Genomic DNA, 25,452 nt, shown 5'->3' with positions numbered 1-25,452 from the left:
GGTCATGGCAAGACGGCTTGCTGGCCTCGACGCAGATGGCTTCTCCCTGGTGGAGCTGATGACGGCGTTAGCCGTCCTGGCGATACTCGTGGGGCTGGCGATACCGGCGTTCGACAATTTCATCCTGTCTACACGGCTGCGCACTTACGCCAATGATTTCGCCGCCAGCGTGCAATTGGCGCGCGGCGAGGCGAAGAAGCGCAATGCCGTGGTGACTCTCTGTCCTTCCTCTAATGGCAGCAGCTGCGCTAATTCGACTAATTGGGCGCAGGGCTGGATTGTGCTGAGTGGCAGCAGCGTGCTGCGCCATCGTCAGGCGACCGCCTCGGGCTATCAGATGAGCTCGGCCGTTACTGCGCTGTCCTTCCAGCCCAGTGGGTTCGGTTCCACACAAACGACACTGTTGGTGTGTCGGGCATCGCCAGTCGGTAGTCAGGAGCGCGAGGTGTCCGTTTCTGCCACAGGCCGCACGCGAGTGAAGAAGACCAGTGCAGGGAGTTGCCCAACGGGCTCCTGATAGCTGGCCTTCCTCCGGAAGGGGGGAGTAGGCGTGGCCCGCGTCACTTCACCCGCTGTCCCGGCCTGGCGCCGCTGTCCGGGCTGAGCAGGTAGATCTCCTCGCCGCCGGGGCCGGCAGCCAGGACCATGCCTTCGGAAACGCCGAACTTCATCTTGCGCGGGGCCAGGTTGGCCACGTACAGGGTCAGGCGGCCTTCCAGCTGGCTCGGGTCCGGGTAGGCGGACTTGATGCCGGAGAACACGTTGCGCTTCTCGTCGCCGATGTCCAGGGTCAGGCGCAGCAGCTTGTCGGCACCCTCGACGAACTCGCACTTCTCGATCAGGGCGATACGCAGGTCTACTGCTGCAAAAGCGTCGAAGTTGATCTCGGCGGCCAGTGGGTCCTTGGTCAGTTCGCCATTGCCAGCAGGCTTGCTGGATTCGGCGGCGAGGTCTTCCTTGGAGGCTTCGGTCATGGCTTCGATCTTCGCGGGTTCGATACGGGTCAGCAGCGGGTTGAACGGGTTGAGCGGGTGGTTGGCCAGCGGCGCGGCCAGATCATTCCAGGTCAGCGGCGCGACGTTGAGGAAGGCCTCGGCATCGGCGGCCAGCTTCGGCAGCACCGGCTTGAGCATGATCACCAGCTGGCGGAACAGGTTGATGCCCAGGGCGCATATTTCCTGCACCTCGGCCTGCTTGCCGGGGGCCTTGTTCAGCGCCCAGGGCGCCTTGTCGGCGATCCAGGCGTTGGCACGGTCGGCCAGGGCCATGATCTCGCGCATGGCACGGGAGAAATCGCGGGCCTCGTAAGCGTCGGCGATGCTCGGCGCGGCGGCCTGGAAGGCGGCCCACAGCTCCGGCTCGGGGTTGGCGGCGACCAGCACGCCGTTGTTGCCCTTGTGGATAAAGCCGGCGCAGCGGCTGGCGATATTGACCACCTTGCCGACCAGGTCGGAGTTGACCTTCTGCACGAAGTCCTCGAGGTTGAGGTCGAGGTCATCCACGCCACGGCTCAGCTTGCTGGCGTAGTAGTAGCGCAGGTATTCCGGGTTCAGGTGGTCCAGGTAGGTGCGTGCCTTGACGAAGGTGCCGCGCGACTTGGACATCTTCTGGCCGTTGACGGTCAGGTAGCCGTGCACGTTCACCGCGGTCGGCTTGCGGTAGCCGGCGCCTTCGAGCATGGCCGGCCAGAACAGGGCGTGGAAGTTGACGATGTCCTTGCCGATGAAGTGGTACAGCTCGGCGCTGGAGTCCTTGCTCCAGAACGCGTCGAAGTCCAGCTCCGGGCGCTTGGCGCAGAGGTTCTTGAAGCTGGCCATATAGCCGATCGGCGCGTCCAGCCAGACGTAGAAGTACTTGCCTGGCTCGTCCGGGATCTCGAAGCCGAAGTAGGGCGCATCGCGGGAGATGTCCCACTCCTGCAGGCCAGCATCCAGCCATTCGGCGATCTTGTTGGCCACCGCTTCCTGCAGGGTGCCGGAGCGGGTCCACTGCTTGAGCATGGCCTCGAAGTCCGGCAGCTTGAAGAAGAAGTGCTTGGAGTCCTTGAGCACCGGGGTGGCGCCGGAGATGGCGGACTTCGGGTTTTTCAGCTCGGTCGGCGCATAGGTGGCGCCGCACTTCTCGCAGTTGTCGCCGTATTGGTCCTCGGCCGCGCACTTGGGGCAGGTGCCCTTGATGAAGCGGTCGGCGAGGAACATGCCCTTCTCGGGGTCGAAGTACTGGGTCACCGAACGGGTGGCGATATGCCCGGCATCGCGCAGCTTGAGGTAGATGGCGGCGGACAGCTCGCGGTTCTCTTGCGAGTGGGTCGAGTGGTAGTTGTCGAAGTTCACCCCGAAATCGGCGAAGTCGGCCATATGCTCGGCCTGTACATTGGCGATCAGCTGCTCGGAGGTGATGCCTTCCTTCTCGGCGCGCAGCATGATGGCCGAGCCGTGGGCGTCGTCGGCGCACACATAGATGGCCTGGTGGCCGCGCAGCTTCTGGAAGCGCACCCACATGTCGGTCTGGATGTACTCGAGCATATGGCCGAGGTGGATCGAGCCGTTGGCGTAGGGCAGGGCGCTGGTGACGAGAATCTTGCGGGCTTCGGACATGGTGATCGGGCCATCGGGTGTTACGAGGGAAGTCGGCAACTATAAGGGAAGCTGCAAGCCTCAAGCTACAAGCGGCAAGCAAAAGCGCCGTTTGCTTGCGGCTTGAAGCTCGTGGCTGCTGGTATGATGCCGGCCTGATTTGCCCTGCCGTTGGAGTTGCCATGAGCACTGTCACCCGCGAAGCCGTCGAAGCCCGCCTGCGCCAGTTCACCGATCCCCACCTGAACCAGGACCCGGTCAGCGCCGGCTGCCTGCGCGAGGTCGATATCCAGGGCGGCAGGGTCGTCGTGCGTCTGGAACTGGGTTACGCCGCCGGGCTGTTCAAGAACGGCTGGGCGCAGATGCTGCAGATGGCCCTGGAAGGCCTGGACGGCGTGGAATCGGCCAAGGTGCAGGTGGACGTGTCCATCGCGCCGCACAAGGCCCAGGATCAGGTGCCTGCCCTGGCCAATGTGAAGAACATCATCGCCGTGGCTTCCGGCAAGGGCGGCGTGGGCAAGTCCACCACGGCCGCCAACCTGGCCCTGGCCCTGGCCCGCGAAGGCGCCCGGGTCGGCATGCTCGACGCCGATATCTACGGCCCCAGCCAGGGCATCATGTTCGGCATCGCCGAAGGCACCCGACCCCAGGTGCGCGAGCAGAAGTACTTCGTGCCGCTGGAGGCGCATGGCGTACAGGTGATGTCCATGGCTTTCCTCACCGACGACAACACCCCGGTGGTGTGGCGCGGGCCGATGGTCTCCGGCGCGCTGCTGCAGCTGGTGACCCAGACCGCCTGGGACGACCTCGACTACCTGGTGATCGACATGCCGCCGGGCACCGGCGATATCCAGCTGACCCTGGCGCAGAAGGTGCCGGTGGCCGGCAGCGTGATCGTCACCACCCCGCAGGACCTGGCCCTGCTGGACGCCAGGAAGGGCGTGGAGATGTTCCGCAAGGTCAATATCCCGGTGCTGGGCGTGGTGGAGAACATGGCCGTGCATATCTGCAGCAACTGCGGCCATAGCGAGCACCTGTTCGGCGAGGGCGGCGGCGAGAAGCTGGCCGCCCAGTACGGCGTCGACCTGCTGGCCTCCTTGCCGCTGTCCATGGCCATCCGCATGCAGGCCGACGGCGGCAAGCCGACCGTGGTGGCCGACACCGAGAGCCAGCTGGCGATGATCTATCAGGAAATGGCGCGCAGCGTCGGTGCGCGTATCGCCCAGGCCGGACTTGGCGCGCAGGCGATGCCTAGCATCGAGATATCCGACGACTGAGGGCGCATTGTGGAACGGGGGGACGCCGCGTCATTTGCTCGCGAAGCTCTTATGGTGACAGGTTCGCGAGCAGAACTCGCTCCTATGGGTAATGCTGTTCACTTAAGAAAACGCCGCGACTTCTTTATAGAACCGTGGCGTTTTTCTGGCTTGTGTCTGCCTGAGGGCATACTGCGCAATGCCCTCGCTTGGATATTCTCCCGCCTAAGTGCTCCCCTCTCCCGTCGGGAGAGGGGCTGGGGGTGCGGCCGTTTCGGCGAGTCCCTCACCCCGGCCCTCTCCCAGGGGGAGAGGGAGCACAACAGCCGCAGACCTGAACCAAGAAAAGTCCGACCGTGGCCGTGATGCTGCTAAGTGAACAGCATTACGCACCTACGGGGACCTTTGAACCGTGCCGCGCCTCCCGGTAATATGCGCGATCATTTTTCAGCCAACAGCTTCAGGACGCCCGCCATGAGCATCAAATCGGACAAGTGGATTCGCCGCATGGCCCTCGAACACGGGATGATCGAGCCCTTCGTCGAGCGCCAGATTCGCGGCGCCGACGACAGCCGGGTGATTTCCTACGGCGTCTCCAGCTACGGCTACGACGTGCGCTGCGCGGCCGAATTCAAGGTGTTCACCAACATCCATTCGGCGGTGGTCGACCCGAAGAACTTCGACGAGAAGAGCTTCGTCGACATCAACAGCGACGTCTGCATCATCCCGCCGAACTCCTTCGCCCTGGCCCGCACCGTCGAGTACTTCCGCATCCCGCGCGACGTGCTGACCATCTGCCTGGGCAAGAGCACCTACGCGCGCTGCGGCATCATCGTCAACGTCACCCCGCTGGAGCCGGAGTGGGAAGGCCACGTGACCCTGGAGTTCTCCAACACCACCAACCTGCCGGCGAAGATCTACGCCCACGAAGGCGTGGCGCAGATGCTGTTCCTGCAGTCCGACGAGGCCTGCGAGGTGTCGTACAAGGACCGCGGCGGCAAGTACCAGGGCCAGACCGGCGTGACCTTGCCCAAGGCCTGACCCCTCGGCCTCGCCCCACAGCAAAAAGCCCCTGGCGCGCGAGCGACCAGGGGCTTTTTCGTTGCTGCGGCCGGGGCCGCTCAGTCGCCGCGGTACTCGCAGCCGCTGGTGCAGGTCTCGTGCACGCGGATGCGCGAGAGTTCCGGCAGCAGCGGCTTGAGCTCCTGCCAGATCCACTTGGCCAGGTTTTCGCTGGTGGGGTTCTCCAGGCCGGGGATTTCGTTGAGGTAATTGTGGTCGAGGCGCTCGTAGATCGGCTTGAAGATCGCCTTGATCTCGGCGAAGTCGCGAATCCAGCCGGTATGGGCGTCGACCTCGCCCTCGATGTAGACGGCGACGCGGAAGGAGTGCCCGTGCAGGCGGCCGCACTTGTGGCCGGCTGGCACATGGGGCAGCAGGTGGGCGGACTCGAAGGTGAATTCTTTGAACAGTTCCAAGGTAAACGCTCTGCTGGATAGGCCGCTGCGCGGCGTGAGGCTCGCCGCTCAGTTTACCAGTTCGAGGGCTTAGCGAGCCTGCCGCAGGCGATTGAGCTCGGCATTGAGCCAGCCGGCCGAGGGTTGCAGGCGGCCCTGGCAGTTCACCCGGTAGGGCTCGCCGCTCATGCTGCTCTCGCTCGCGGCGCGGGCGATGAAGTCCTCGGGCGAGTCGATCAGGCCCTTGTCCTGCAGGTAGTCGAGCTTCTTCTGCAGATGCCGGCGCGCGTCGGCGGGTTGATGCTCGCTGCCGTTGCGGATGAACAGGCAGCCGCTGTGCTCGACGAAGGCGAGCAGGGCATCGACCTCCTGGCGGCCCTGGGCATCCAGACCCGCCTGGGCCGGGCCGCAGAGGAGCAGGGTGGAGAGGGCCAGGGCTCTGCTGAGGGACATGATGGTTTCCTTGCGGTGAGCGGTCAGAGGGGTTGCAGGCGCTCGCCGAGGCTGCCGCTATCGGCCAGTTCGAGGAATTCGTCGCCGAGGCGCTGGCTCTCGGCCATCGCCTTGCGCCAGTAGCGCTCGCGGCCCTCGTCGTCGCCCAGGTAGCGCTTGAAGTCGCTGCGGTCCGGCAGCTTGCCGTGGGGCAGGCGCGCCAGGTACTCGCGCGACGGCGCCAGCAACAGTACGTCCTGCAGGCGCTCGCCGTCGCCACGGCGCCAGGGCAGGCTCTTGTCGAACCAACCCGGAATCACCTTGTCGGTGAAGTGCGGGTAGAGCACCACGCCATCGCTCCGGTAGGGCAGATCGAGGTGATAGTCGAGCAGGCCGCCGTCGCGATAGGCGCCGGCTTCGAGGCCGGGGATGTCGCGGATCGCTTCCATCACCATGGGAATCGAGCCGGAGGCCAGCAGGGCCTGGCGCAGGTTGCTCTCGGCCAGGGTGTGGAAGTGCGAGCGGAAGTCGTTCAGCGCGGCCAGCGGCGGGGCCTGGCGGGCGTCGTGCAGTATCACCCGGTCGAAGTGGCGACCCAGGCGGCTGCGGCCGAGCAGGTTGTTGCCGATCACCGAGGACAGGCCCAGGCCGAGCTTGCCACGGTGGTCGTGGCGCAGCAGGCCGTGGCTGCGCACCACCATCACGTTCAGGCGGTACAGTGGGTTGTTCAGCACGGCGGCGTCCTGGCCCTCCAGCAGGTCGTCCAGCAGGCGCACGCAGCTGCGCGAGACCTCGGCCATGCTCACGCCCTTGGCGTAGCGCTGGCCGGTATACAGCTCGCCCAGGCGGCGGATGCCGACGCAGGCATCCGGCAGGCAGGCGCTGGCGAAGCGCCAGGAGCCGATGGAGGCGCCGATCAGGCTGCGTTCGCGCGGTGCCCGCGGCAGCCAGTCGCCGAACAGCGCCAGATCCAGCCCCTGGATGCCGAGGCCCTTGGGGCCACCGGCGGCGCCCGGCAGAATGCCGACGTCGGCCGGCTGCAGGCCGCGTTCGCGGATGCGCGCGAGGGCGCGCTTGCCGGCGCGCAGGCTGAGGGCGGGGGACTTGATATGAATGGCGCTCATGCTCGGCTCCATGTTGCCAGCGCGCGATTATAGTGGCCTGGCCTGTCTGGCCAAGCGGCTTCAGGCGCTGAATGCCCTGGCAGTTGCGGGGCCTATCCGGACGCTGCTGATCACATGCCGTTGGTAAAGGCCGGGTTGTTCAGGTCGATGGCCGCGCGCACCGGCTTCAGCGCTTCGGCGTACTTGCCGAGGATGTCCAGGGCATAGTCGGCGCGCCTGCGGATGCGCAGGTCGTCCTCGCCGCTGGCCTCGCCCTCGTTCAGCACCGCCTCGACCTGGCGCACGATCAGGTGCTCCGGCAGGTAGGCGATGCGGCAGTTCTTGTAACCGGAGGCGCGCAGCTCGCTGATCGGGTAGGCGCCGCCGATGCCGGAGGACACCCCCACCAGCAGCGCCGGCTTGTGCGCCAGTTCGGCCTTGCTGGCGTAGAGGAAGAAGTTCTTCACCGCCGGGCAGGCCATGCCGTTCCATTCCGGGGCTATCACCACCAGCGCGTCGGCGGCCGCCAACTGCTGGCGGTACTCGGCCCAGGGGCCCTTGTCGTCGGCCGGCCACAGCGGCAGGGCGCGCTCGCCGAGATCGAGCAGGCTGCTCTGCTCGGTGCTGGTCAGGCCCAGTTCGATCAGGCGTTGGCGGAGATAGCGGGCGACCTTGGCGGACTGGCTGCCGGTGCGGCTGGAGCCGGCGATGAGGGCGATATTGAACATGGGCGAAGTCTCTTGCAGATAACTGCGCGCAGCCTAGCGGCCGCTCTGCAACGGGGCAAGGGACGAGGCGCCAGGGGCGCGGACGGATGACGCCAGCGCCCCGAGCGGGGCGCTGGATGAGCGATCAGACGCGGAACTGATCCATCAGCCCCTGCTGGTGGTTGGCCAGGCTGTTCAGGCTCTGGCTGACCCGCGCCGACTCGTCGGCCTGGCCGGACAGCGCCTCGGTGACATCGCGGATACTGGCCACGTTGCGGTTGACCTCCTCGGCCACCGCGCTCTGTTCCTCGGCGGCCGAGGCGATCTGCAGGTTCATGTCGTTGATCACGCCCACCGCGTCGCCGATGCGGCGCAGTGCCGCCACCGCCTGCTCGACCAGCTCGACGCTGCCCTGCGCCTGCTTGTGGCTGCTGTGCATGGAACCGACCACGTCGCGGGTTCCGCTCTGCAGGTTCTCGATCACCTGGCGGATTTCCTCCACCGAGTCCTGGGTGCGCTTGGCCAGGTTGCGCACCTCGTCGGCGACCACGGCGAAGCCGCGCCCGGCCTCGCCGGCGCGGGCCGCCTCGATGGCGGCGTTGAGGGCCAGCAGGTTGGTCTGCTCGGCGATGGCGCGGATCACCTCCAGCACCGAACCGATCTGCTCGCTGCTGCTGGCCAGGCTCTCCACCTCGTGCATGGCCGCGTTCAGTTCGCTGGCCAGCTGCTCGATGGACAGGGTAGTGCGGTCGATCACCGCCAGGCCCTCGCGGGTCGCGGCGTCGGCACCGCGGGCGGCCTCGGCGGCCTGTGCGGCATTGTTGGCCACGTCGTGGGCCGTGGCGCTCATTTCCTGGGAGGCGGTGGCCACCTGCTCCACCTCGCGGAACTGCTGCTGCATGCCATCGCTGGTCTGGCTGGCGATGGCGGCGGACTGGTCGGCGGTACTGCGGGCGTCCTGCACCGTGCGCTTCACGTCGGCGATGATCGGTTGCAGCTTGTCGAGGAAACGGTTGAACCAGCCGGCCAGCTCACCCAGTTCGTCGTGCTTGGCGTACTCCAGGCGGCGAGTCAGGTCGCCCTCGCCGCTGGCGATGTTCTGCAGCATGGCGGCCACGCCCAGGATCGGCCGGGTCACGCCGCGCGCGGTCAGCCACATCAGCAGCAGGCCGGCGAATGTGGCCAGCAGGGCGAGGCCGATGGAGAAGGCCGTGTCGCCGGTACGGCGCTCGTCCAGCTGCCGTTCCAGTTTGAGTGCCGGGCCGAGCAGGGCCTGCTGCGGAGCCTCCAGCAGCACGCCCCAGGGCTTGGACTCGGGGATCGGCAGCAGCGGCTCGAACACGCGCAGTTCGTCCTCGTGCTCGAGGAATGCGGCCTTGCCGGCGGCCAGCAGGGCGGTGATCTCGGCCCCCTGGTCGACGAAGACGCTTTTCAGGGGCTTGCTCAGCTGGCTGCTGTCGCGGCTATGCCCGGCCAACAGGCCGGCCGGGCTGAGTATGCTCACATGGCCCTGACCATCGTACAGCTCGCGGTTGGCCTGCTCGGCGATCTGCTGCAGGCTCTCCAGGCTGATATCGACGCCGAGCACGCCGATGACCTTGCCGCCCTGCTCGAGGGGGAAGGCGATGCTGGTCATCAGCACCTGTTCGCCGTTGACCTCGTCGAAGTAGGGGTCCAGCACGCAGGCCATGCGGCTGTCGCGGGGGCAGGTGTACCAGGCGTTGTAGGGGGTGCCGCTGGGGCCGGCGGTGGTGTCGCCGAGCATCTCCTCGTCCATCGACTCGGACTCCAGGGTGCCCGGGGTGCCCTGCGACCAGTAGAGCGAGAAGCGCCCCTTGTCGTTGCTGCCCAGCTCGGGCATGCCGGCGAACAGCTCGTCCTTGCCGTCCAGCGCATTGGCCTCGAACACCAGGTAGAGGCCGAGCAGGTTGGGGTTGGCCTCCAGCGCGGAGCGCACCTGACGGGTCATGTCCTCGCGCAGGTCGAAGGCGTCGAGGAAGCGCTTTTCCGCCTGCTCCTTGAGGAACAGCACCTGGCGCGAGAAGCCCTTGCCGTACTGGTAGGCATCCATGAAGTAGCGCTGGATGCGGATGCCCTGCAGCTCGCCACGAGCGGCCATGCGCAGGCGCGCCGACTCCTCCAGCATGGCCGAGCTGGAGGCTTTGACCAGGGCGGCGCTGTGGGTGGACTGGTAGAGCGAGGCGCCCACCAGCAAGGTCACTATGGCCAGCAGGCAGAGGCCGGCGAGCAGGGTGATTTTCCACTGGATGGACAGGCGCGACAGCATGGGCGGGTCCTTATGAGTTCAGACTGCTACGTCATGTATCGGAGCGAGCGGCGGATACTTGACTGTTTGCGAGCATATTGAGCCGCTCATGAGCCCCTAGGCAAGAATCATGCACATGGGGTTCGGAATTTCGCACGGGTTGCCTGTGTCCGCGCCGAGCGATCCGCTCCGGCTTGGCCTAGGCCGATACCTTGCCCCGCGCGGCATGCTGCAGAGCCGCTTAAGTTCATATAAGCAAAAACGCCACGACTCGTTTGCCGAGTCGTGGCGTTTTTTGTATCGGGCCGGCCGCTCAGTGGGCGACGGCCACCAGCCCGGCCTGCTGTACCAGCTCCAGCAGCGGCTGCGGGTAGACGCCGAGGAAGAAGGCGAGCAGGGCGACGAACAGCAGCATCATGCCGCCGGCGCGCTGGCCCCAGTTGAACGGCGCGTCGTGGCGCTTGAGGTTGGGCTCGACCAGGAACAGGGTGACCATGACCCGCAGGTAGTAGAACACGCCGATGGCGCTGCCCAGCACCAGGGCGCCGAGCAGCCACCACTGCTGCGCCTGCACGCCGGCGGCGACCACGTAGAACTTGCCGATAAAGCCCGCCGTGAGGGGAATGCCGGCCAGCGACAGCATCATCACGGTGAGCACGGCGGTCAGGTACGGACGGTGCCAGAACAGGCCGCGGTACTCGTACAGGGCGTCGGCATCGCGGCCGCTGTAGGGCGTGGACATCAGAGTGATCACGCCGAACGCGCCCAGGCTGGTCAGCACATAGGTGGCCAGGTACACGCCGATGGCCTCCACCGCCAGGCCCTTGCTGGCGATCAGGGCGATCAGCAGGTAGCCGAAGTGGGCGATGGACGAGTAGCCGAGCAGGCGCTTGAGGTTGTTCTGCAGCAGCGCCAGCAGGTTGCCGAACAGGATCGAGGCGATGGCCAGCGCGCTGAGCAGGCCCTCCAGCCAGCCGCCGGCGGTGACCGGGGATATCTGGTACAGGCGCAGCAGCACGGCGAACACCGCGACCTTGCTGGCGGTGGCCAGGAAGGCGGCGACCGGCGCCGGGGCGCCCTCGTAGACATCCGGCGTCCACAGGTGGAAGGGCACTAGCGACAGCTTGAAGGCCAGGCCGATCAGCATCATGCCGATGCCGATCTGCGCGATCAGGCTGGGCAGTCCGTCGGCCGCCAGCTTGGCGCCGATGCCGGCGAAGCTCAGGCTGCCGGACTCGGCGTAGAGCAGGGCCATGCCGAACAGCAGGAAGGCGCTGCCGGCGGCCGACAGCACCATGTACTTGATGCCGGCCTCCAGCGAGCGCTTGTTGAAGAAGGCGTAGGCGATCATGCCGTAGGTCGGCACCGACAGCAGTTCCAGGCCGATGAACAGGCCGGCCAGATGCTGGGAGCTGACCAGCACCAGGCCGCCGGCGGCCGACAGCAGCATCAGCAGATACAGCTCTTCGCGGTTGCCCGGATAACCCTGGCGGCCCGACTCACCGCCCAGGTAGGCGTGGATCAGGGTGGTGCAGGCCAGGGTGGCGGCCAGCACCAGGGCCATGTAGTAGCAGGCGAACTTGTCCACCAGCAGCAGCGGGGTGACCTGGATCGGCGTCACTTCCAGGGCCGGAATCACCGACAGCAGCGCCAGGTTGAGGCCCAGCACCGAGAGGACGAAAGTCAGGTCGTGGTTGCGCTTCCAGGCGACGGCGAGCATCACCAGGATGATGGTGGCGCTGGTGACCAGCAGCGGCAGCAGCGCGATGAAGTGTTGAGTCGTCAGTTCCATGGCGCGTGATTACCGGACCGAAGCGAGTTGAGTGAGGGCGCCGCTGAACCACTGCTGCACGCCGTGCATGCTGGCGGCCGAGGTGTCGAGCACCGGCTGTGGGTAGACGCCGAGGAGGATCAGCAGCACGGCCAGGCCCAGCACCATGGACAGCTCGCGGGCCTTGAGGCCCTGCAGCGGCTCGTCCGACTTAGCCGGGCCGAAGTAGGCGCGGTGGATCATCGCCAGGGCATAGACCGAACCGAACACCAGGCCGGTGGCGGCCAGCACCACTACCCAGGGCGCGGCCGGGAAGCTGCCGACCAGGATCAGGAATTCGCCGACGAAGTTGCCGGTGCCCGGCAGGCCGAGGGCGGCGGCGGCGAAGAACAGGCTGACGCCCGGCAGCCAGGGCATGCGCGCCCAGATGCCGCCCATGTCGCGGAAGTCGCGGCTGTGCAGGCGCTCGTAGAGCTGACCGCAGAGGATGAACAGGGCGGCGGCGGACAGGCCGTGGGCCATCATCTGCACCACCGCGCCCTGCAGGGCGATGTGGCTGCCGGAGTAGATGGCGATCAGCACGAAGCCCATGTGCGACACGCTGGAGTAGGCCACCAGGCGCTTGATGTCGGTCTGCGCGAACGACAGGAAGGCGCCGTAGGCGACGGCGAACACGCCGAGGCCCATGGCGATCGGCGCGAACTCGGCCGAGGCGTTGGGGAACAGCGGCAGGGCGAAGCGCATCAGGCCGTAGGCGGCGGTCTTCAGCAGGATGCCGGCCAGATCCACGGAACCGGCGGTCGGCGCCTGGGCGTGGGCGTCCGGCAGCCAGGAGTGCACCGGCACCACCGGGAACTTCACGGCGAAGGCGGCGAAGAAGCCGAGCATCAGCAGGTACTCGGTACCGGCCGGCAGCTCGGCCTTCAGCAGGTCGGCGTAGTTGAAGGTCAGCACGCCGGTGGCGTCGTAGTTGACCAGCACCAGGGCGAGGATCGCCACCAGCATGATCAGGCCGCTGGCCTGGGTGAAGATGAAGAACTTGGTGGCGGCGTTGATCCGCGAGTGGCCCTTGCTGCCGCTGTGACCCCAGAGCGCGATGAGGAAGTACATCGGCACCAGCATCATTTCCCAGAAGAAGAAGAACAGGAACAGGTCGATGGCGAGGAACACGCCGACCACGCCGCCGAGGATCCACATCAGGTTGAGGTGGAAGAAACCGACGCGGTTCTGGATCTCGTTCCACGAACAGAGCACGGACAGCACGCCGAGCAGGCCGGTGAGGGCGATCATCAGCACCGACAGGCCATCGAGGCCGAGGTGGATGCTGATGCCCAGACGCTCGATCCACTGCAGCTTGAACTCGGCGGCCCAGACCGGGGCGGCACCCGGCGCCGGGGCCAGGCTGAAGTCGGCGCTGGCCCACAGCCACAGGCCGAGGGCGAACAGCAGGCCCATGGTGAGCAGGGCGATCCAGCGCGGCAGGACGTTGCCGAAGCGCTCGCCCTGCCAGCACAGCAGGCCGCCGATAAAGGGAATCAGGATTAGCCAGGGGAGGATCATCAGGCTGTTTTCCTTAACTCAGAAAGAGGAGTACGGCGAGCACCAGCACGGCGCCCCCGGCGATCGAGGCGGCGTACCAGCGCACCTGGCCGGTCTGGCTGCGCACCAGCACGGCGTTGCCGCCGCGCACCAGGCGCGGGGCCAGGTAGATGCCCTGGTCGATGGGGTCGCGGCCGAGCAGGCGGCAGATCAGCAGGTACGGTTTGACGAACAGCAGGTCGTACAGCCAGTCGAAGCCCCAGGCGACGAACCACCAGGCCGACAGCAGACGGCCCGGGCCGCTCTGGGCCACCGCGGTGGCGAAAGTGCGCTTACCGAGGAACAGCAGGGCGGCCAGCAGGATGCCGGCCAGGGCGATGGCGCCCGAGGCGATCTCCAGGCTGTGCTTGGCCGCACCGCCGGCATGGCCGATGCTCTGCGGCAGCACGCCGGCCAGCGGCGGGGTGATCAGCGCACCGACGAAGGTGGACAGCACGATAAGGGTCGCCAGCGGCAGCCAGTGGGCCACGCCATGGCCCGCATGAGCTTCAGTTTTCGCTTCACCATGGAAGGCGATGAAGATCAAGCGGAAGGTGTAGATCGAGGTCAGGAAGGCACCGGCCAGACCCGCGTAGAGCAGGCCGCTGTGGCCACTGGCGAAGGCCTCCCAGAGGATCTCGTCCTTGGAGTAGAAGCCGGCGGTCAGCAGCGGCAGGGCGGCCAGGGCGGCGCCGCCGACGATGAAACTGGCATAGGCCAGCGGCAGCTTCTTCCACAGGCCGCCCATCTTGAAGATGTTCTGCTCGTGGTGGCAGGCGTTGATCACCGCGCCGGAGGCGAGGAACAGCAGGGCCTTGAAGAAGGCGTGGGTCATCAGGTGGAAGATCGCCGCGTCCCAGGCCTGCACGCCGAGGGCGAGGAACATGTAGCCGATCTGGCTCATGGTCGAATAGGCGAGGATGCGCTTGATGTCGGTCTGCACCAGGGCGGCGAAGCCGGCCAGCACCAGGGTCACGCCGCCGACGATGCCGACCAGTTCGAGGATGTCCGGAGTCAGCAGGAACAGGCCGTGGGTACGCGCGATCAGGTACACGCCCGCGGTGACCATGGTCGCCGCGTGGATCAGCGCCGAGACCGGCGTCGGACCGGCCATGGCGTCGGCCAGCCAGGTCTGCAGCGGCAGCTGGGCGGACTTGCCGACCGCGCCGCCGAGCAGCATCAGGGTGGCGATCCACAGCCAGGCGTCGCCGGCCACGTACTTCTGCGGCGCCAGCGCCATCAGCTCCTGGATGTTCAGGGTGCCGAGGTGCAGGAACAGAATGAACAGGCCGATGGCCATGAACACGTCGCCGACGCGGGTGACGATGAAGGCCTTGAGCGCCGCATTGCCGTTGGGCACGTGCTTGAAGTAGAAGCCGATCAGCAGGTAGGAGCACAGGCCCACGCCTTCCCAGCCGAAGTACAGCACCAGCAGGTTGTCGCCCAGCACCAGCATCAGCATGCTGAAGATGAACAGGTTGGTGTAGGCGAAGAAGCGCGAGTAGCCCTCTTCGCCGCGCATGTACCAGCTGGCGAACAGGTGGATCAGAAAGCCGACGCCGGTGACCACGCCGAGCATGGTCAGCGACAGGCCGTCCAGGTACAGGGTAAAGCTCGGTTGGAATGCGCCAACCGACATCCACTGCCACAGCACCTGGGTGAATACGCCGTTCTGCGGCGGGTTCAGGTTGAACTGCAGCATGACCCAGGCGGCGCACAGCGCCGACAGGCCGACCGAGCCGACGCCGATGGCTGCGGCGGTGTTTTCCGAGAGTCGCCCGCGCGAGAAGGCCAGCAGGAACCAGCCGAGCAGCGGGAAGAGCAGGGTAAGGAATAGAAGGTTCATCCGCGCATCTCGCTGGCAGCGTCGACATCGAGGGTGTGGAAGCGGCGATACAGCTGCAGCAGGATCGCCAGGCCGATGCTGGCCTCGGCGGCTGCCAGGGTGATCACCAGAATGAACATCACCTGGCCGTCGGCCTGCACCCAGCGGCTGCCGGCGACGACGAAGGCCAGGGCAGTGGCGTTCATCATCACTTCCAGGCTCATCAGCACGAAGAGGATGTTGCGCCGTACCATCAGGCCGATCAGGCCCAGGCTGAACAGCACGGCGGCCAGGGCCAGGCCGTGTTCCATGGGAATGGGATTCATGCGGTGGGCTCCTTGGCTTCGTGGCGGCCCAGGTGATAGGCGGCGACCAGGGCGGCGAGCAGCAGCATGGAGGCCAGCTCCACGGCCAGCAGGTAGGGGCCGTACAGGGCGATGCCGACGGTCTTGGCGTCCACCGTCTGCAGGCCGATGGCGGCATTGCTCGGGCTGGCGAACAGGGCGTACAGCAGCTGCGCCAGGAGCAGGGTGGAGAGGATGGCCGGGCCGGTCCAGATGCCCGGGGTCAGCCACTGCCGCTCCTGCTCGGCGGCGGCCGGGCCGAGGTTGAGCATCATCACCACGAAAACGAACAGCACCATGATGGCGCCGGCGTAGACGATGATCTCCAGGGCGCCGGCGAAGGGCGCGCCGAGGGCGAAGAAGGTCATGGCCACGGCCAGCAGCGAGACGATCAGGTAGAGCAGGGCATGCACCGGATTGCTCCCGGTGATGACCCGCACTGTGGAGGCCACGGCGACGCCCGCGGCGAGGTAGAAGGCGAATTCCATCAGCAGAACCTCAAGTCATGCGCGAACTGCTCCCTCTCCCGTCGGGAGAGGGCTGGGGTGAGGGGTTCCAGCGGGCAGGGAGCAACGGCCCTCACCCCTGGCCCCTCTCCCGGGGGGAGAGGGGAATGTCGGAGGCGGTAAGGAGCGGCGATCATGGCAGCAGGCCCTTGACGTTGATCGGCTCGGCCTCGTTCTGCGCGGCGCCTTTCGGCTTGCCAGCGATGGCCATGCCCGCCACGCGGTAGAAGTTGTAGTCCGGGTTCTTGCCGGGGCCACTGATCAGCAGGTCTTCCTTCTCGTACACCAGGTCCTGGCGCTTGAACTCGCCCATCTCGAAGTCCGGGGTGAGCTGGATCGCGGTGGTCGGGCAGGCTTCCTCGCACAGGCCGCAGAAGATGCAGCGCGAGAAGTTGATGCGGAAGAACTCGGGGTACCAGCGGCCGTCCTCGGTCTCGGCCTTCTGCAGCGAGATGCAGCCGACCGGGCAGGCCACGGCGCACAGGTTGCAGGCCACGCAGCGCTCTTCGCCGTCGGGGTCGCGGGTCAGCACGATGCGGCCGCGGTAGCGCGGCGGCAGGTACACCGGCTCTTCCGGGTACTGCAGGGTGTCACGCTTGCGAAAGCCATGGCCGAAGATCATCACCAGGCTGCGCAATTGGGTCCAGGTGCCGTGCACCACATCCCAGATGTACTTGAACATGTGTGTCTCTCCTTACTGGGCCGCGGCCAGCACGAGCGCGCCGGTCACCAGCAGGTTGATCAGGGTCAGCGGCAGGCAGAACTTCCAGCTGAACGCCATGACCTGGTCATAGCGCGGGCGCGGGATCGATGCGCGCAGCAGGATGAAGATCATGATGAAGAAGCAGGTCTTCAGGGCGAACCAGATGAAGGGAATCTGCGGCAGCAGGCCGAACGGGCCGTGCCAGCCGCCGAAGAACAGGGTCACCAGCAGCGCCGAGATGGTCACGATGCCGATGTACTCGCCGACGAAGAACATGCCCCATTTCATGCCGGCATATTCGATGTGGTAACCGTCGGCCAGCTCCTGCTCCGCTTCCGGCTGGTCGAACGGGTGACGGTGCGTGACCGCGACACCAGCGATGAAGAAGGTACAGAAGCCGAAGAACTGCGGAATGATGAACCACAGGTTCTCGGCCTGATAATCGACGATGTCGCGCATGTTGAACGAGCCGACCTGCGCCACCACGCCCATCAACGCCAGGGCCAGGAACACCTCGTAGGAGACGGTCTGCGCCGAAGCGCGCAGGGCGCCGAGCAGGGCGTACTTGTTGGCGCTGGCCCAGCCGGCGAACAGCACGGCGTAGACCGACAGGCCGGCCATGGCGAAGAAGAACAGGATGCCGATGTTCAGGTCCGCCACGCCCCAGGTCGGGGTGATCGGGATGATCGCGAAGGCCATCAGCATGGCGGCGAAGGCGATCATCGGCGCGATCATGAAGATGAACTTGTCGGCGAACGGCGGCGTCCAGTCCTCCTTGAAGAACATCTTGATCATGTCGGCGGCGATCTGAAACATGCCGAACGGGCCTACGCGGTTGGGGCCGTGGCGGTCCTGCCACCAGCCGAGCAGGCGGCGTTCGACGAAGCTCAGCAGCGCGCCGCAGACCACCACCACCAGCAGGATGACGATGGCCTTGAGGACGGCGATCAGCATGTCCATGAGTTCGGGCGTCAGCCAGCTCATTGCGCGGCCTCCTGGGTTCCTGCAACACCAAGCGCGGTGGCCGTGGCGCCGGCGATGGCGGCCGGGATGCCGGCGAAGCCGGCCGGCAGACCGACCAGGCCCGGGGCCAGGTCTTCGCTGACTTTCACCGGCAGGCGCAGGGCCTGGCCGGCGACACTCAGGCTGAGCAGCGCGCCGTCCGTGGCGCCCAGGCGCTCGGCCTCGGCCGTGGCGATGGCGACGTAGGCGGGCTGGATGCGCTCCTGCACCGGTGCCGCGCGCGAGGAGTTCTCCTCGCTGCCGAACAGATGGTGCATCGGCACCACCTGCCAGGTGCCCTGGGCCGGGGCGAAGGCGTTTGGCACGGCGAACCAGGCCAGGGCCTTGCCCTGCGATTCGATCAGGCGCACGCCCGGGTCGCCGGCGCGCAGGTGGCCACCGACCTCGTCCTGGAACTTGTTCCAGGCCTGCGGCGAGTTCCAGCCCGGCGACCAGGCGAACGGCACCTGCTGGCGCGGCTCGGTGCTGCCGGCATAGCCTTCCATGGAGAAGGCGAACGCGGAGTCCGCATCCTGCGGCTGGCGTGGCTCGTGCACGCTGATATTGGCGCGCATGGCGGTGCGGCCGCTGTAGCGGTGCGGCTCGCGCGCCAGCTTGAGGCCCTTGATGCGGAACGAGGCGGTCGGCGCCGCGTCCTTGATCGCCGCCAGCATGGAGCTGCTGGCCGCGACGGCGGCGGTGACCTGGTCCAGCTGGGTCCAGTCCACGGCCTTGCCCTGCAGGGTGCAGTGCAGCGCGTGCATCCAGCGCCAGCCCTCGCGCACGAGGATACTGCTGTCGTAGTAGCTCGGCTCGAACACCTGGAAGAAGCGCTGGGCGCGACCTTCCTGGCTGACCAGGGTGCCGTCGCCCTCGGCGAAGCTGGCGGCGGACAGCACCAGGTGGGCCTTGGCGGTGGTCGCAGTCTGCTGGTGGTCGGCGACTATCACCGCCTTGGCGGCGGCCAGGGCGGCATCGACCTTGGCGGCGTCGGCGCGGCGGTACAGGTCGTTTTCCAGCACCACCACGGCATCGGCCTGGCCGGAGGTCAGGGCTTCCAGCGCGGCGTCGACCGACTTCCCGCCGAGCTCGTCACCCAGAAGCAGCGCCAGGCCCATGCTGTTGGCTTCCGGTACCACCAGGCTGATGGAGGCGTTCTTCTCGCGGTTCTTCAGGGCCTGGGCGATATTCGCCGCGGCCTCGATGATGCTCTTCTCGCCCAGCGAGGCGCCGCTGACGATCAGCGGGCGCTTGCCGGCCAGCAGGGCGTCGGCGATCAGCTGAACGAGCTCGGCGGCCTCGGCGTCCAGGCCGGTGACGGCCGGGGCGCTCGGGTCGATGGCGTGGGCCACGGCGAAGCCGATGCGCGCGAGATCCGCCGGGGCCGCATGCACGCAGGCCTCGGCCACGTCGTCCAGGCGGGTGGCGTCGACGCTGGCGATAAACAGCGGGTTGAGCGCGTCCTGGGCCACGTTCTGCACGGCGGCCATGTGCCAGTCCTGGATCTTCATCGAGGCGGCGATCTCGGTGGCCTTGCCCTTGACCGACTGGCGCAGGGCCAGGGCGATGCGCGCGGCGGTCTGGGTCAGGTCCTCGCCGAGGACGAACACGGCGTCGTGGTCCTCGATCTCGCGGATCGACGGCACCGGCAGCGGGCCGTGCTGCAGCACGTCGCGGATCAGGCGGATGTTGTCCAGCTCGGCCGCGCCGATGCCGCTGTAGAAGTTGGCCGCGCCGACCAGCTCGCGCAGGGCGAAGTTGCTCTCCAGGCTGGCGCGCGGCGAGCCAATGCCGATCACCCGCTTGCCCTTGAGCAGCTCGGCGGCGGTGTCCAGCGCGGCGTCGATGCCCAGCGTGGAGTGGCTGCCGCTGTTGAGCAGCAGGGGCTGGCGCGGGCGGTCGGCGCGATTGGTGTAGCCGTAGCCGAAGCGGCCGCGGTCGCACAGGAAGTAGTGGTTCACCGAGCCGTTGAAGCGGTTCTCGATGCGCCGCACTTCGCCGTAACGCTCGCCGGGGCTGATGTTGCAGCCGCTGGAGCAACCGTGGCAGATGCTCGGGGCGAACTGCATGTCCCACTTGCGGGTGTAACGCTCGGAGTGGGTCTTGTCGGTGAACACGCCGGTCGGGCAGACCTCGGTGAGGTTGCCGGAGAACTCGCTTTCCAGCACGCCGTCCTCGACGCGGCCGAAGTACACGTTGTCGTGCGCGCCATAGACGCCCAGGTCGGTGCCGCCGGCGTAGTCCTTGTAGTAGCGCACGCAGCGGTAGCAGGCGATGCAGCGGTTCATCTCGTGGGAGATGAACGGGCCGAGCTGCTGGTTCTGGTGGGTGCGCTTGGTGAAGCGGTAACGGCGCTGGCTGTGGCCGGTCATCACCGTCATATCCTGCAGGTGGCAGTGACCGCCTTCCTCGCACACCGGGCAGTCGTGCGGGTGGTTGGTCATCAGCCATTCGACGACGCTGGCGCGAAAGGCCTTGGACTCCTCGTCGTCGATGCTGATCCAGGTGTTGTCGCTGGCCGGGGTCATGCAGGACATGACGATGCGACCGCGGGTGTCGTTCTCGTCGGTGTACTGCTTCACCGCGCACTGGCGACAGGCGCCGACGCTGCCGAGCGCCGGGTGCCAGCAGAAGTAGGGGATGTCGAGCCCGAGGGACAGACAGGCCTGCAGCAGGTTGTCCGCCCCATCGACTTCGAAATCTTTGCCGTCTACGTGGATAGTGGCCATGGTTTCTTGGTTTCTTCGTTACCCGCCGAAACGGGCTTGGCTAATGGAAAGCTTTATTTCCCTCCACCCTCGGGAGAGGGGCGGGGCGAGGGGAAATGGCGTGTGGCCAACGTCCCTCACCCCGACCCTCTCCCGGAGGGAGAGGGTGCGTTCTTTATAGACTCACGGTTTCAGCTCGGCCGACCGGAGCGGCAGTGCTGGCCACGCCAGCCTCGAACTCCGGACGGAAGTACTTGATGGCACTGCCCAGCGGTTCGACGGCGCCCGGTGCGTGGGCGCAGAAGGTCTTGCCGGGGCCGAGGAAGTTGACCAGGCCGAGCAGGGTGTCGATGTCCTGCTGAGTGCCTTGCTTGTGTTCCAGGGCGCGAAGGATCTTCACGCTCCAGGGCAGGCCGTCGCGGCACGGTGTGCACCAGCCGCAGGATTCGCGGGCGAAGAACTCTTCCATGTTGCGCAGCAGCGAGACCATGTTGACCGAGTCGTCCACCGCCAGGGCCAGGCCGGTGCCCATGCGGGTGCCGACCTTGGCGATGCCGCCGGCGAACATGGCCGCGTCCAGGTGCTCGGGCAGCAGGAAGCCGGTGCCGGCGCCGCCGGGCTGCCAGCATTTCAGCTTGTAGCCGTCGCGCATGCCGCCGGCGTAGTCCTCGAACAGCTCGCGGGCCGGGATGCCGAACGGCAGTTCCCACAGGCCGGGGTTCTTCACCTTGCCGGAGAAGCCCATCAGCTTGGTGCCCATGTCTTCGCTGCCCGGGCGGGCCAGGGTCTTGTACCAGTCGACGCCGTTGGCGACGATGGCCGGTACGTTGCACAGGGTCTCGACGTTGTTCACGCAGGTCGGCTTGCCCCACACGCCGACGGCGGCGGGGAAGGGCGGCTTGGAGCGCGGGTTGGCGCGGCGACCTTCCAGCGAGTTGATCAGCGCGGTCTCTTCGCCGCAGATATAGCGACCGGCGCCGGTGTGGACGAACAGCTCGAAGTCGAAGCCGCTGCCTAGGATGTTCTTGCCCAGCAGGCCGGCGGCCTTGGCTTCGGCGATGGCGCGGTTGAGGTTGGCGGCGGCGTCGACATACTCGCCGCGCAGGAAGATGTAGCCACGGTAGGCCTTGAGCGCGCGCGCGGAGATCAGCATGCCTTCGACCAGCAGGTGCGGCAGCTGCTCCATGAGCAGGCGATCCTTCCAGGTGTTGGGCTCCATTTCGTCCGCGTTGCACAGCAGGTAGCGGATGTTCATGGATTCGTCGGCCGGCATCAGGCCCCACTTCACGCCGGTGGGAAAGCCCGCACCGCCGCGGCCCTTGAGGCCGGAGTCCTTGACCGTCTGCACGATGTCGGCCTGGGCCATTTCGCTCAGGGCCTTGCGCGCGGCGCCATAGCCGTTCTTCGCCTGGTACTCCTCCAGCCATACCGGCTGGGCGTCGTCACGCAGGCGCCAGGTCAGCGGATGAGTCTCTTCGCTGCGGGCGACGCTGTTGATCGGGCCGATGGAGGTGAGCGTCTTCATCATGCGTAGGACTCCAGCAGCTGGGCGATGCCATCGGCATCGAGGTTGCCGTAGGTGTCGTCGTCGATCATCACCGCCGGGGCCTTGTCGCAGTTGCCCAGGCAGCACACCGGCAGCAGGGTGAAGCGGCCGTCGGTGGTGGTTTGCCCGGGGACTATGCCGAGCTTGTCCTTGAGGCTGCCGAGCAGGTCCTCGTGGCCGCCGATGAAGCAGGTCATGCTGTCGCACACGCGAATGATGTGGCGGCCCACCGGCACGCGGAAGATCTGGCTGTAGAAGGTGGCCACGCCCTCGACGTCGCTGGCGGGGATGCCGAGGATGTCGGCGATGGCGTAAATGGCGCCGTCCGGCACCCAGCCACGCTGCTTCTGCACGATCTTCAGGGCCTCGATGCTTGCGGCGCGCGGGTCCTCGTAGTGGTGCATTTCGTGTTCGATGGCCTCAGCCTCTGCCTGGCTGAGCTCGAAGCGGTCGGTCTGGATCACGTCTTGAGAAGAAATAGTGCTCTGGCTCATGTGCTTAACGGTCCACGTCGGCCATAACGAAATCGATGCTACCCAGGTAGGCGATCAGGTCCGCGATCATGCTGCCGCGGATCACCGAGGGGATCTGCTGCAGGTGGGCGAAGCTGGGCGTGCGGATGCGCGTGCGGTAGCTCATGGTGCTGCCGTCGCTGGTCAGGTAGTAGCTGTTGATGCCCTTGGTCGCCTCGATCATCTGGAAGCTTTCGTTGGCCGGCATGACCGGGCCCCAGGAAACTTGCAGGAAGTGGGTGATCAGGGTCTCGATGTGCTGCAGGGTGCGCTCTTTCGGCGGCGGAGTGGTCAGCGGATGGTCCGCCTTGTACGGGCCTTCCGGCATGTTGCGCAGGCACTGGTCGATGATGCGGATGCTCTGGCGCATCTCCTCGACGCGCACCATGCAGCGGTCGTAGGCATCGCCGTTATGGGCCAGCGGCACCTCGAACTCGAAGTTCTGGTAGCCGGAGTAGGGGCGCGCTTTGCGCAGGTCGAAGTCCAGGCCGGTGGAGCGCAGGCCGGCGCCGGTGACGCCCCATTCCAGCGCTTCCTTGGTGTTGTACTGGGCGACGCCCTTGGTACGGCCGATCAGGATGCTGTTCTTCAGCGCCGCCTTCTCGTACTCGTCGAGGCGCTTGGGCAGCCAGTCGACGAATTCCTTGACCAGCTTGTCCCAGCCGCGCGGCAGGTCGTGGGCGACGCCGCCGATGCGGTACCAGGCCGGGTGCAGGCGGAAGCCGGTGATCGCCTCGATCACCTTGTAGGCGCGCTGGCGGTCGGTGAAGGTGAAGAACACCGGGGTCATGGCGCCGACGTCCTGGATATAGGTGCCCAGGAACAGCAGGTGGCTGGTGATGCGGAAGAACTCGGCGAGCATCACGCGGATGAAGTCGACGCGGTCCGGCACCTTGATGCCGGCCAGCTTCTCCACGGCCAGCACGTAGGGCAGGTTGTTCATCACCCCGCCGAGGTAGTCGATGCGGTCGGTATAGGGGATGAAACTGTGCCAGGACTGGCGCTCGGCCATCTTCTCGGCGCCACGGTGGTGGTAGCCGATGTCCGGCACGCAGTCGATGATCTCTTCGCCATCGAGCTGCAGGATGATGCGGAAGGCGCCGTGGGCGGACGGGTGGTTGGGGCCGAGGTTGAGGAACATGTAGTCCTCGTGCTCGCCGTGGCGACGCATGCCCCAGTCTTCCGGCCTGAAGCGCGCGGCTTCTTCCTCCAGCTGCTGCTTGGCCAGGGTCAGGCTGAACGGGTCGAACTCGGTGGCGCGCGCCGGGTAGTCCTTGCGCAGCGGGTGACCTTCCCAGGTTGGCGGCATCATGATGCGGGTCAGGTGCGGGTGGCCCTGGAAGTTGATGCCGTACAGGTCCCAGACCTCGCGCTCGTACCAGTTGGCGTTGGGCCAGATGCCGGTGACGGTGGGCACGTTGAGGTCGCTCTCTTTCAGGGCGACCTTGATCATGATGTCGCTGTTACGCTCGATCGACATCAGGTGGTAGAACACGCTGAAGTCGGCGCCCGGCAGGCCTCGGCGCTGGGTGCGCAGGCGCTCGTCGACGCCGTGCAGGTCGTACAGCATGACGTAGGGGCGCGGCAGGTTGCGCAGAAAGGTCAGCACGTTGATCAGGCGATCGCGGGCGACCCACAGCACCGGCATGCCGGTGCGGGTGCTCTGGACGGTGAAGGTCTCGGCACCGAAACGGGAGTTCAGCTCGACGACCACATCCTGGTCGTCGGCCTTGTACGGTGGAACGGACAGAATGCTGTCTGCAGTCATGGTCTCGATCGCTATCGGCGGTATGCGGCATCAGTGAGCGGGCGGGTGGGCCGGCTCACACTTCGTCGGGGCTGCGCAGGTTGGTCACGGCGATGCGCTCGGCGCGGCGCTGTTCCTTCTGCGACGGCATTTCGGCGCGGTAGACGCCTTGGTCGCCGACGACCCAGGACAGCGGGCGGCGCTCCTGGCCGATGGACTCCTGCAGCAGCATCAGGCCCTGCAGGAAGGCTTCGGGGCGCGGCGGGCAGCCGGGAATGTAGACGTCCACCGGAAGGAACTTGTCGACCCCCTGGACCACAGAATAGATGTCGTACATGCCGCCGGAGTTGGCGCACGAACCCATGGAGATCACCCACTTGGGTTCCAGCATCTGCTCGTAGAGGCGCTGGATGATCGGCGCCATCTTGATGAAGCAGGTGCCGGCGATGACCATGAAGTCGGCCTGGCGCGGTGACGCACGAATGACTTCGGCGCCGAAGCGCGCGATGTCGTGCGGCGCGGTGAAGGCGGTGGTCATCTCCACGTAACAGCAGGACAGGCCGAAGTTGTACGGCCACAGGGAGTTCTTGCGCCCCCAGTTCACCGCGCCGTTGAGAACATCTTCGAGCTTGCCCATGAAGATGTTCTTGTGGACCTGATCCTCCAGCAGCGGGTCGGCTACGGTCTCCCGCGAGCCGATCGGATACTGCTCGTTCGGAGCATCCGGATCGATCCGTGTAAGTTTGTATTGCATCGCCAAAGCCTCATTGTTTTAGCTTCGCCTGCCGATTGCGACGGCCTTCGGGCGCCCAGTCGAGCGCGCCTATACGCCAAAGATAGACAAGACCAGCCAACAGAATTGCTATGAAAACTGTAGCTTCGATCAGGCCGGCCCAGCCGCTTTCGCGTACCGAGACCGCCCAAGCGAAGAGAAAGAGGGCTTCGACGTCGAAGATCACGAACAGCATCGCGACCAGATAGAACTTCGCAGAGAGGCGCAGGCGCGCACTGCCGACCGGCAGCATGCCCGACTCGAACGGGTCGTTCTTGCTGCGGCCCCAGGCCTTGCTGCCCAGCAGGCTGGACAGACCGAGCATGAAGGCGATCAGCCCGAAGACTCCGAGCAGGAATACAGCGAAGGCCCAGTTATGGGACATGGTCGATACCGCATCAGGCATGCCGGATCTCCTTGGATAAAGGGGCGGCTTTTTAATAATGGTAGAGCAACCTCTTCGGGTTGCCCTGCAGAGTAGTGCGGCAATTTTATGCCTGCGGGCAGAGGTAAGTAAATTTTTCGAATAAAAAAATGAACGCTTAAAGCGACCTTTTATGTCGGAGAAGTGCCGCATCTCACGACATGTGGCGGTGTCTGTGGCTTTGGTCTAATGGCGTGCCCGGGTGTCGCTCGCGCTG

At 66.3% G+C, this 25,452-nt stretch carries 22 protein-coding genes; 3 read left to right on the top strand and 19 right to left on the bottom strand.

Features of this window, described 5'->3' with window-relative positions:
- Positions 1 to 4: 4 nt before the first annotated feature.
- The gene (locus AAFN46_RS06475; protein WP_347807865.1) at positions 5 to 517 is read left to right on the top strand and encodes a GspH/FimT family pseudopilin; all 513 of its coding nucleotides are present in this window, start codon (positions 5 to 7) and stop codon (positions 515 to 517) included.
- Positions 518 to 560: 43 nt separating this feature from the next.
- Here the strand turns inward: AAFN46_RS06475 and metG are convergent, their stop codons facing one another.
- Positions 561 to 2,597 (bottom strand): methionine--tRNA ligase, encoded by a 2,037-nt coding sequence (metG, locus tag AAFN46_RS06470; RefSeq protein ID WP_347807864.1) that lies wholly within the window; start codon positions 2,595 to 2,597, stop codon positions 561 to 563.
- A gap of 161 nt (positions 2,598 to 2,758) precedes the next feature.
- Between metG and apbC the strand changes: the two genes are divergently transcribed.
- Positions 2,759 to 3,853, top strand: a complete 1,095-nt coding sequence (gene apbC / locus AAFN46_RS06465; protein WP_347807863.1) for an iron-sulfur cluster carrier protein ApbC — start codon at positions 2,759 to 2,761, stop codon at positions 3,851 to 3,853.
- Positions 3,854 to 4,306: 453 nt separating this feature from the next.
- Complete coding sequence (gene dcd / locus AAFN46_RS06460) at positions 4,307 to 4,873, top strand: dCTP deaminase (RefSeq protein ID WP_074976654.1); 567 nt, start codon at positions 4,307 to 4,309, stop codon at positions 4,871 to 4,873.
- 80 nt (positions 4,874 to 4,953) lie between these two features.
- Here the strand turns inward: dcd and queD are convergent, their stop codons facing one another.
- The 18 genes from queD to AAFN46_RS06370 form a co-directional block, all read right to left on the bottom strand.
- A complete protein-coding gene (gene queD, locus AAFN46_RS06455; protein WP_347807862.1) occupies positions 4,954 to 5,310 on the bottom strand; it encodes a 6-carboxytetrahydropterin synthase QueD in 357 nt (118 codons plus the stop codon).
- Between the two features lie 69 nt (positions 5,311 to 5,379).
- Complete coding sequence (locus AAFN46_RS06450) at positions 5,380 to 5,742, bottom strand: DUF5329 domain-containing protein (RefSeq protein ID WP_347807861.1); 363 nt, start codon at positions 5,740 to 5,742, stop codon at positions 5,380 to 5,382.
- Positions 5,743 to 5,765: 23 nt separating this feature from the next.
- Entirely contained in the window at positions 5,766 to 6,845 is a 1,080-nt protein-coding gene (locus AAFN46_RS06445) for a patatin-like phospholipase family protein (RefSeq protein ID WP_347807860.1), read from the bottom strand.
- 110 nt (positions 6,846 to 6,955) lie between these two features.
- Positions 6,956 to 7,552, bottom strand: coding sequence for an NAD(P)H-dependent oxidoreductase (locus AAFN46_RS06440; RefSeq protein ID WP_347807859.1), 597 nt, complete (start codon positions 7,550 to 7,552; stop codon positions 6,956 to 6,958).
- A 124-nt stretch (positions 7,553 to 7,676) separates the two neighbouring features.
- Entirely contained in the window at positions 7,677 to 9,818 is a 2,142-nt protein-coding gene (locus AAFN46_RS06435) for a methyl-accepting chemotaxis protein (protein ID WP_347807858.1), read from the bottom strand.
- Positions 9,819 to 10,110: 292 nt separating this feature from the next.
- Positions 10,111 to 11,589 carry an NADH-quinone oxidoreductase subunit NuoN gene (gene nuoN / locus AAFN46_RS06430; protein WP_347807857.1) on the bottom strand — a complete coding sequence of 493 codons (1,479 nt, stop codon included), beginning with the start codon at positions 11,587 to 11,589 and terminating at the stop codon, positions 10,111 to 10,113.
- 9 nt (positions 11,590 to 11,598) lie between these two features.
- Entirely contained in the window at positions 11,599 to 13,128 is a 1,530-nt protein-coding gene (nuoM, locus tag AAFN46_RS06425; protein ID WP_347807856.1) for an NADH-quinone oxidoreductase subunit M, read from the bottom strand.
- A 13-nt stretch (positions 13,129 to 13,141) separates the two neighbouring features.
- Positions 13,142 to 14,992, bottom strand: a complete 1,851-nt coding sequence (gene nuoL / locus AAFN46_RS06420; RefSeq protein ID WP_347807855.1) for an NADH-quinone oxidoreductase subunit L — start codon at positions 14,990 to 14,992, stop codon at positions 13,142 to 13,144.
- Entirely contained in the window at positions 14,989 to 15,297 is a 309-nt protein-coding gene (gene nuoK, locus AAFN46_RS06415) for an NADH-quinone oxidoreductase subunit NuoK (protein ID WP_347807854.1), read from the bottom strand. The genes nuoL and nuoK overlap by 4 nt, the downstream gene beginning before the upstream one ends.
- Entirely contained in the window at positions 15,294 to 15,803 is a 510-nt protein-coding gene (nuoJ, locus tag AAFN46_RS06410) for an NADH-quinone oxidoreductase subunit J (protein ID WP_347807853.1), read from the bottom strand. Before nuoJ ends, nuoK begins: the two co-directional genes overlap by 4 nt.
- A gap of 151 nt (positions 15,804 to 15,954) precedes the next feature.
- Positions 15,955 to 16,503: an NADH-quinone oxidoreductase subunit NuoI gene (gene nuoI, locus AAFN46_RS06405; protein ID WP_347807852.1), complete on the bottom strand. Its 549-nt coding sequence runs from the start codon at positions 16,501 to 16,503 to the stop codon at positions 15,955 to 15,957.
- Positions 16,504 to 16,515: 12 nt separating this feature from the next.
- Positions 16,516 to 17,508 (bottom strand): NADH-quinone oxidoreductase subunit NuoH, encoded by a 993-nt coding sequence (gene nuoH, locus AAFN46_RS06400; RefSeq protein WP_347807851.1) that lies wholly within the window; start codon positions 17,506 to 17,508, stop codon positions 16,516 to 16,518.
- Complete coding sequence (nuoG, locus tag AAFN46_RS06395; RefSeq protein ID WP_347807850.1) at positions 17,505 to 20,255, bottom strand: NADH-quinone oxidoreductase subunit NuoG; 2,751 nt, start codon at positions 20,253 to 20,255, stop codon at positions 17,505 to 17,507. The genes nuoH and nuoG overlap by 4 nt, the downstream gene beginning before the upstream one ends.
- A 154-nt stretch (positions 20,256 to 20,409) precedes the next feature.
- Positions 20,410 to 21,759, bottom strand: a complete 1,350-nt coding sequence (gene nuoF / locus AAFN46_RS06390) for an NADH-quinone oxidoreductase subunit NuoF (RefSeq protein WP_347807905.1) — start codon at positions 21,757 to 21,759, stop codon at positions 20,410 to 20,412.
- A complete protein-coding gene (nuoE, locus tag AAFN46_RS06385) occupies positions 21,759 to 22,259 on the bottom strand; it encodes an NADH-quinone oxidoreductase subunit NuoE (RefSeq protein WP_347807904.1) in 501 nt (166 codons plus the stop codon). The genes nuoF and nuoE overlap by 1 nt, the downstream gene beginning before the upstream one ends.
- 19 nt (positions 22,260 to 22,278) lie before the next feature.
- A complete protein-coding gene (gene nuoC, locus AAFN46_RS06380; RefSeq protein WP_347807849.1) occupies positions 22,279 to 24,060 on the bottom strand; it encodes an NADH-quinone oxidoreductase subunit C/D in 1,782 nt (593 codons plus the stop codon).
- Between the two features lie 55 nt (positions 24,061 to 24,115).
- Positions 24,116 to 24,793 (bottom strand): NADH-quinone oxidoreductase subunit B, encoded by a 678-nt coding sequence (locus tag AAFN46_RS06375; RefSeq protein ID WP_347807848.1) that lies wholly within the window; start codon positions 24,791 to 24,793, stop codon positions 24,116 to 24,118.
- Positions 24,794 to 24,803: 10 nt separating this feature from the next.
- The gene (locus AAFN46_RS06370) at positions 24,804 to 25,217 is read right to left on the bottom strand and encodes an NADH-quinone oxidoreductase subunit A (RefSeq protein ID WP_110683590.1); all 414 of its coding nucleotides are present in this window, start codon (positions 25,215 to 25,217) and stop codon (positions 24,804 to 24,806) included.
- Between the last annotated feature and the right edge of the window lie 235 nt (positions 25,218 to 25,452).

Source organism: Pseudomonas sp. CAU 1711 (assembly GCF_039888625.1).
Taxonomy (GTDB): domain Bacteria; phylum Pseudomonadota; class Gammaproteobacteria; order Pseudomonadales; family Pseudomonadaceae; genus Aquipseudomonas.
Note: the sequence above shows the minus strand (reverse complement) of the source record. Positions and strands in the feature narration are given on the sequence as shown.

What these genes read in the sequence shown, in the direction of transcription:
- AAFN46_RS06445 (WP_347807860.1), bottom strand. Translation starts at nt 6,845, where the DNA reads ATGAGCGCCATTCATATCAAGTCCCCCGCCCTCAGCCTGCGCGCCGGC.
- AAFN46_RS06475 (WP_347807865.1), top strand. Translation starts at nt 5, where the DNA reads ATGGCAAGACGGCTTGCTGGCCTCGACGCAGATGGCTTCTCCCTGGTG.
- metG (WP_347807864.1), bottom strand. Translation starts at nt 2,597, where the DNA reads ATGTCCGAAGCCCGCAAGATTCTCGTCACCAGCGCCCTGCCCTACGCC.
- nuoC (WP_347807849.1), bottom strand. Translation starts at nt 24,060, where the DNA reads ATGACTGCAGACAGCATTCTGTCCGTTCCACCGTACAAGGCCGACGAC.
- nuoL (WP_347807855.1), bottom strand. Translation starts at nt 14,992, where the DNA reads ATGAACCTTCTATTCCTTACCCTGCTCTTCCCGCTGCTCGGCTGGTTC.
- nuoG (WP_347807850.1), bottom strand. Translation starts at nt 20,255, where the DNA reads ATGGCCACTATCCACGTAGACGGCAAAGATTTCGAAGTCGATGGGGCG.
- nuoK (WP_347807854.1), bottom strand. Translation starts at nt 15,297, where the DNA reads ATGAATCCCATTCCCATGGAACACGGCCTGGCCCTGGCCGCCGTGCTG.
- nuoN (WP_347807857.1), bottom strand. Translation starts at nt 11,589, where the DNA reads ATGGAACTGACGACTCAACACTTCATCGCGCTGCTGCCGCTGCTGGTC.
- apbC (WP_347807863.1), top strand. Translation starts at nt 2,759, where the DNA reads ATGAGCACTGTCACCCGCGAAGCCGTCGAAGCCCGCCTGCGCCAGTTC.
- AAFN46_RS06435 (WP_347807858.1), bottom strand. Translation starts at nt 9,818, where the DNA reads ATGCTGTCGCGCCTGTCCATCCAGTGGAAAATCACCCTGCTCGCCGGC.
- nuoJ (WP_347807853.1), bottom strand. Translation starts at nt 15,803, where the DNA reads ATGGAATTCGCCTTCTACCTCGCCGCGGGCGTCGCCGTGGCCTCCACA.
- nuoH (WP_347807851.1), bottom strand. Translation starts at nt 17,508, where the DNA reads ATGAGCTGGCTGACGCCCGAACTCATGGACATGCTGATCGCCGTCCTC.
- nuoM (WP_347807856.1), bottom strand. Translation starts at nt 13,128, where the DNA reads ATGATCCTCCCCTGGCTAATCCTGATTCCCTTTATCGGCGGCCTGCTG.
- AAFN46_RS06375 (WP_347807848.1), bottom strand. Translation starts at nt 24,793, where the DNA reads ATGCAATACAAACTTACACGGATCGATCCGGATGCTCCGAACGAGCAG.
- AAFN46_RS06450 (WP_347807861.1), bottom strand. Translation starts at nt 5,742, where the DNA reads ATGTCCCTCAGCAGAGCCCTGGCCCTCTCCACCCTGCTCCTCTGCGGC.
- AAFN46_RS06370 (WP_110683590.1), bottom strand. Translation starts at nt 25,217, where the DNA reads ATGCCTGATGCGGTATCGACCATGTCCCATAACTGGGCCTTCGCTGTA.
- AAFN46_RS06440 (WP_347807859.1), bottom strand. Translation starts at nt 7,552, where the DNA reads ATGTTCAATATCGCCCTCATCGCCGGCTCCAGCCGCACCGGCAGCCAG.
- dcd (WP_074976654.1), top strand. Translation starts at nt 4,307, where the DNA reads ATGAGCATCAAATCGGACAAGTGGATTCGCCGCATGGCCCTCGAACAC.
- nuoI (WP_347807852.1), bottom strand. Translation starts at nt 16,503, where the DNA reads ATGTTCAAGTACATCTGGGATGTGGTGCACGGCACCTGGACCCAATTG.
- nuoF (WP_347807905.1), bottom strand. Translation starts at nt 21,759, where the DNA reads ATGAAGACGCTCACCTCCATCGGCCCGATCAACAGCGTCGCCCGCAGC.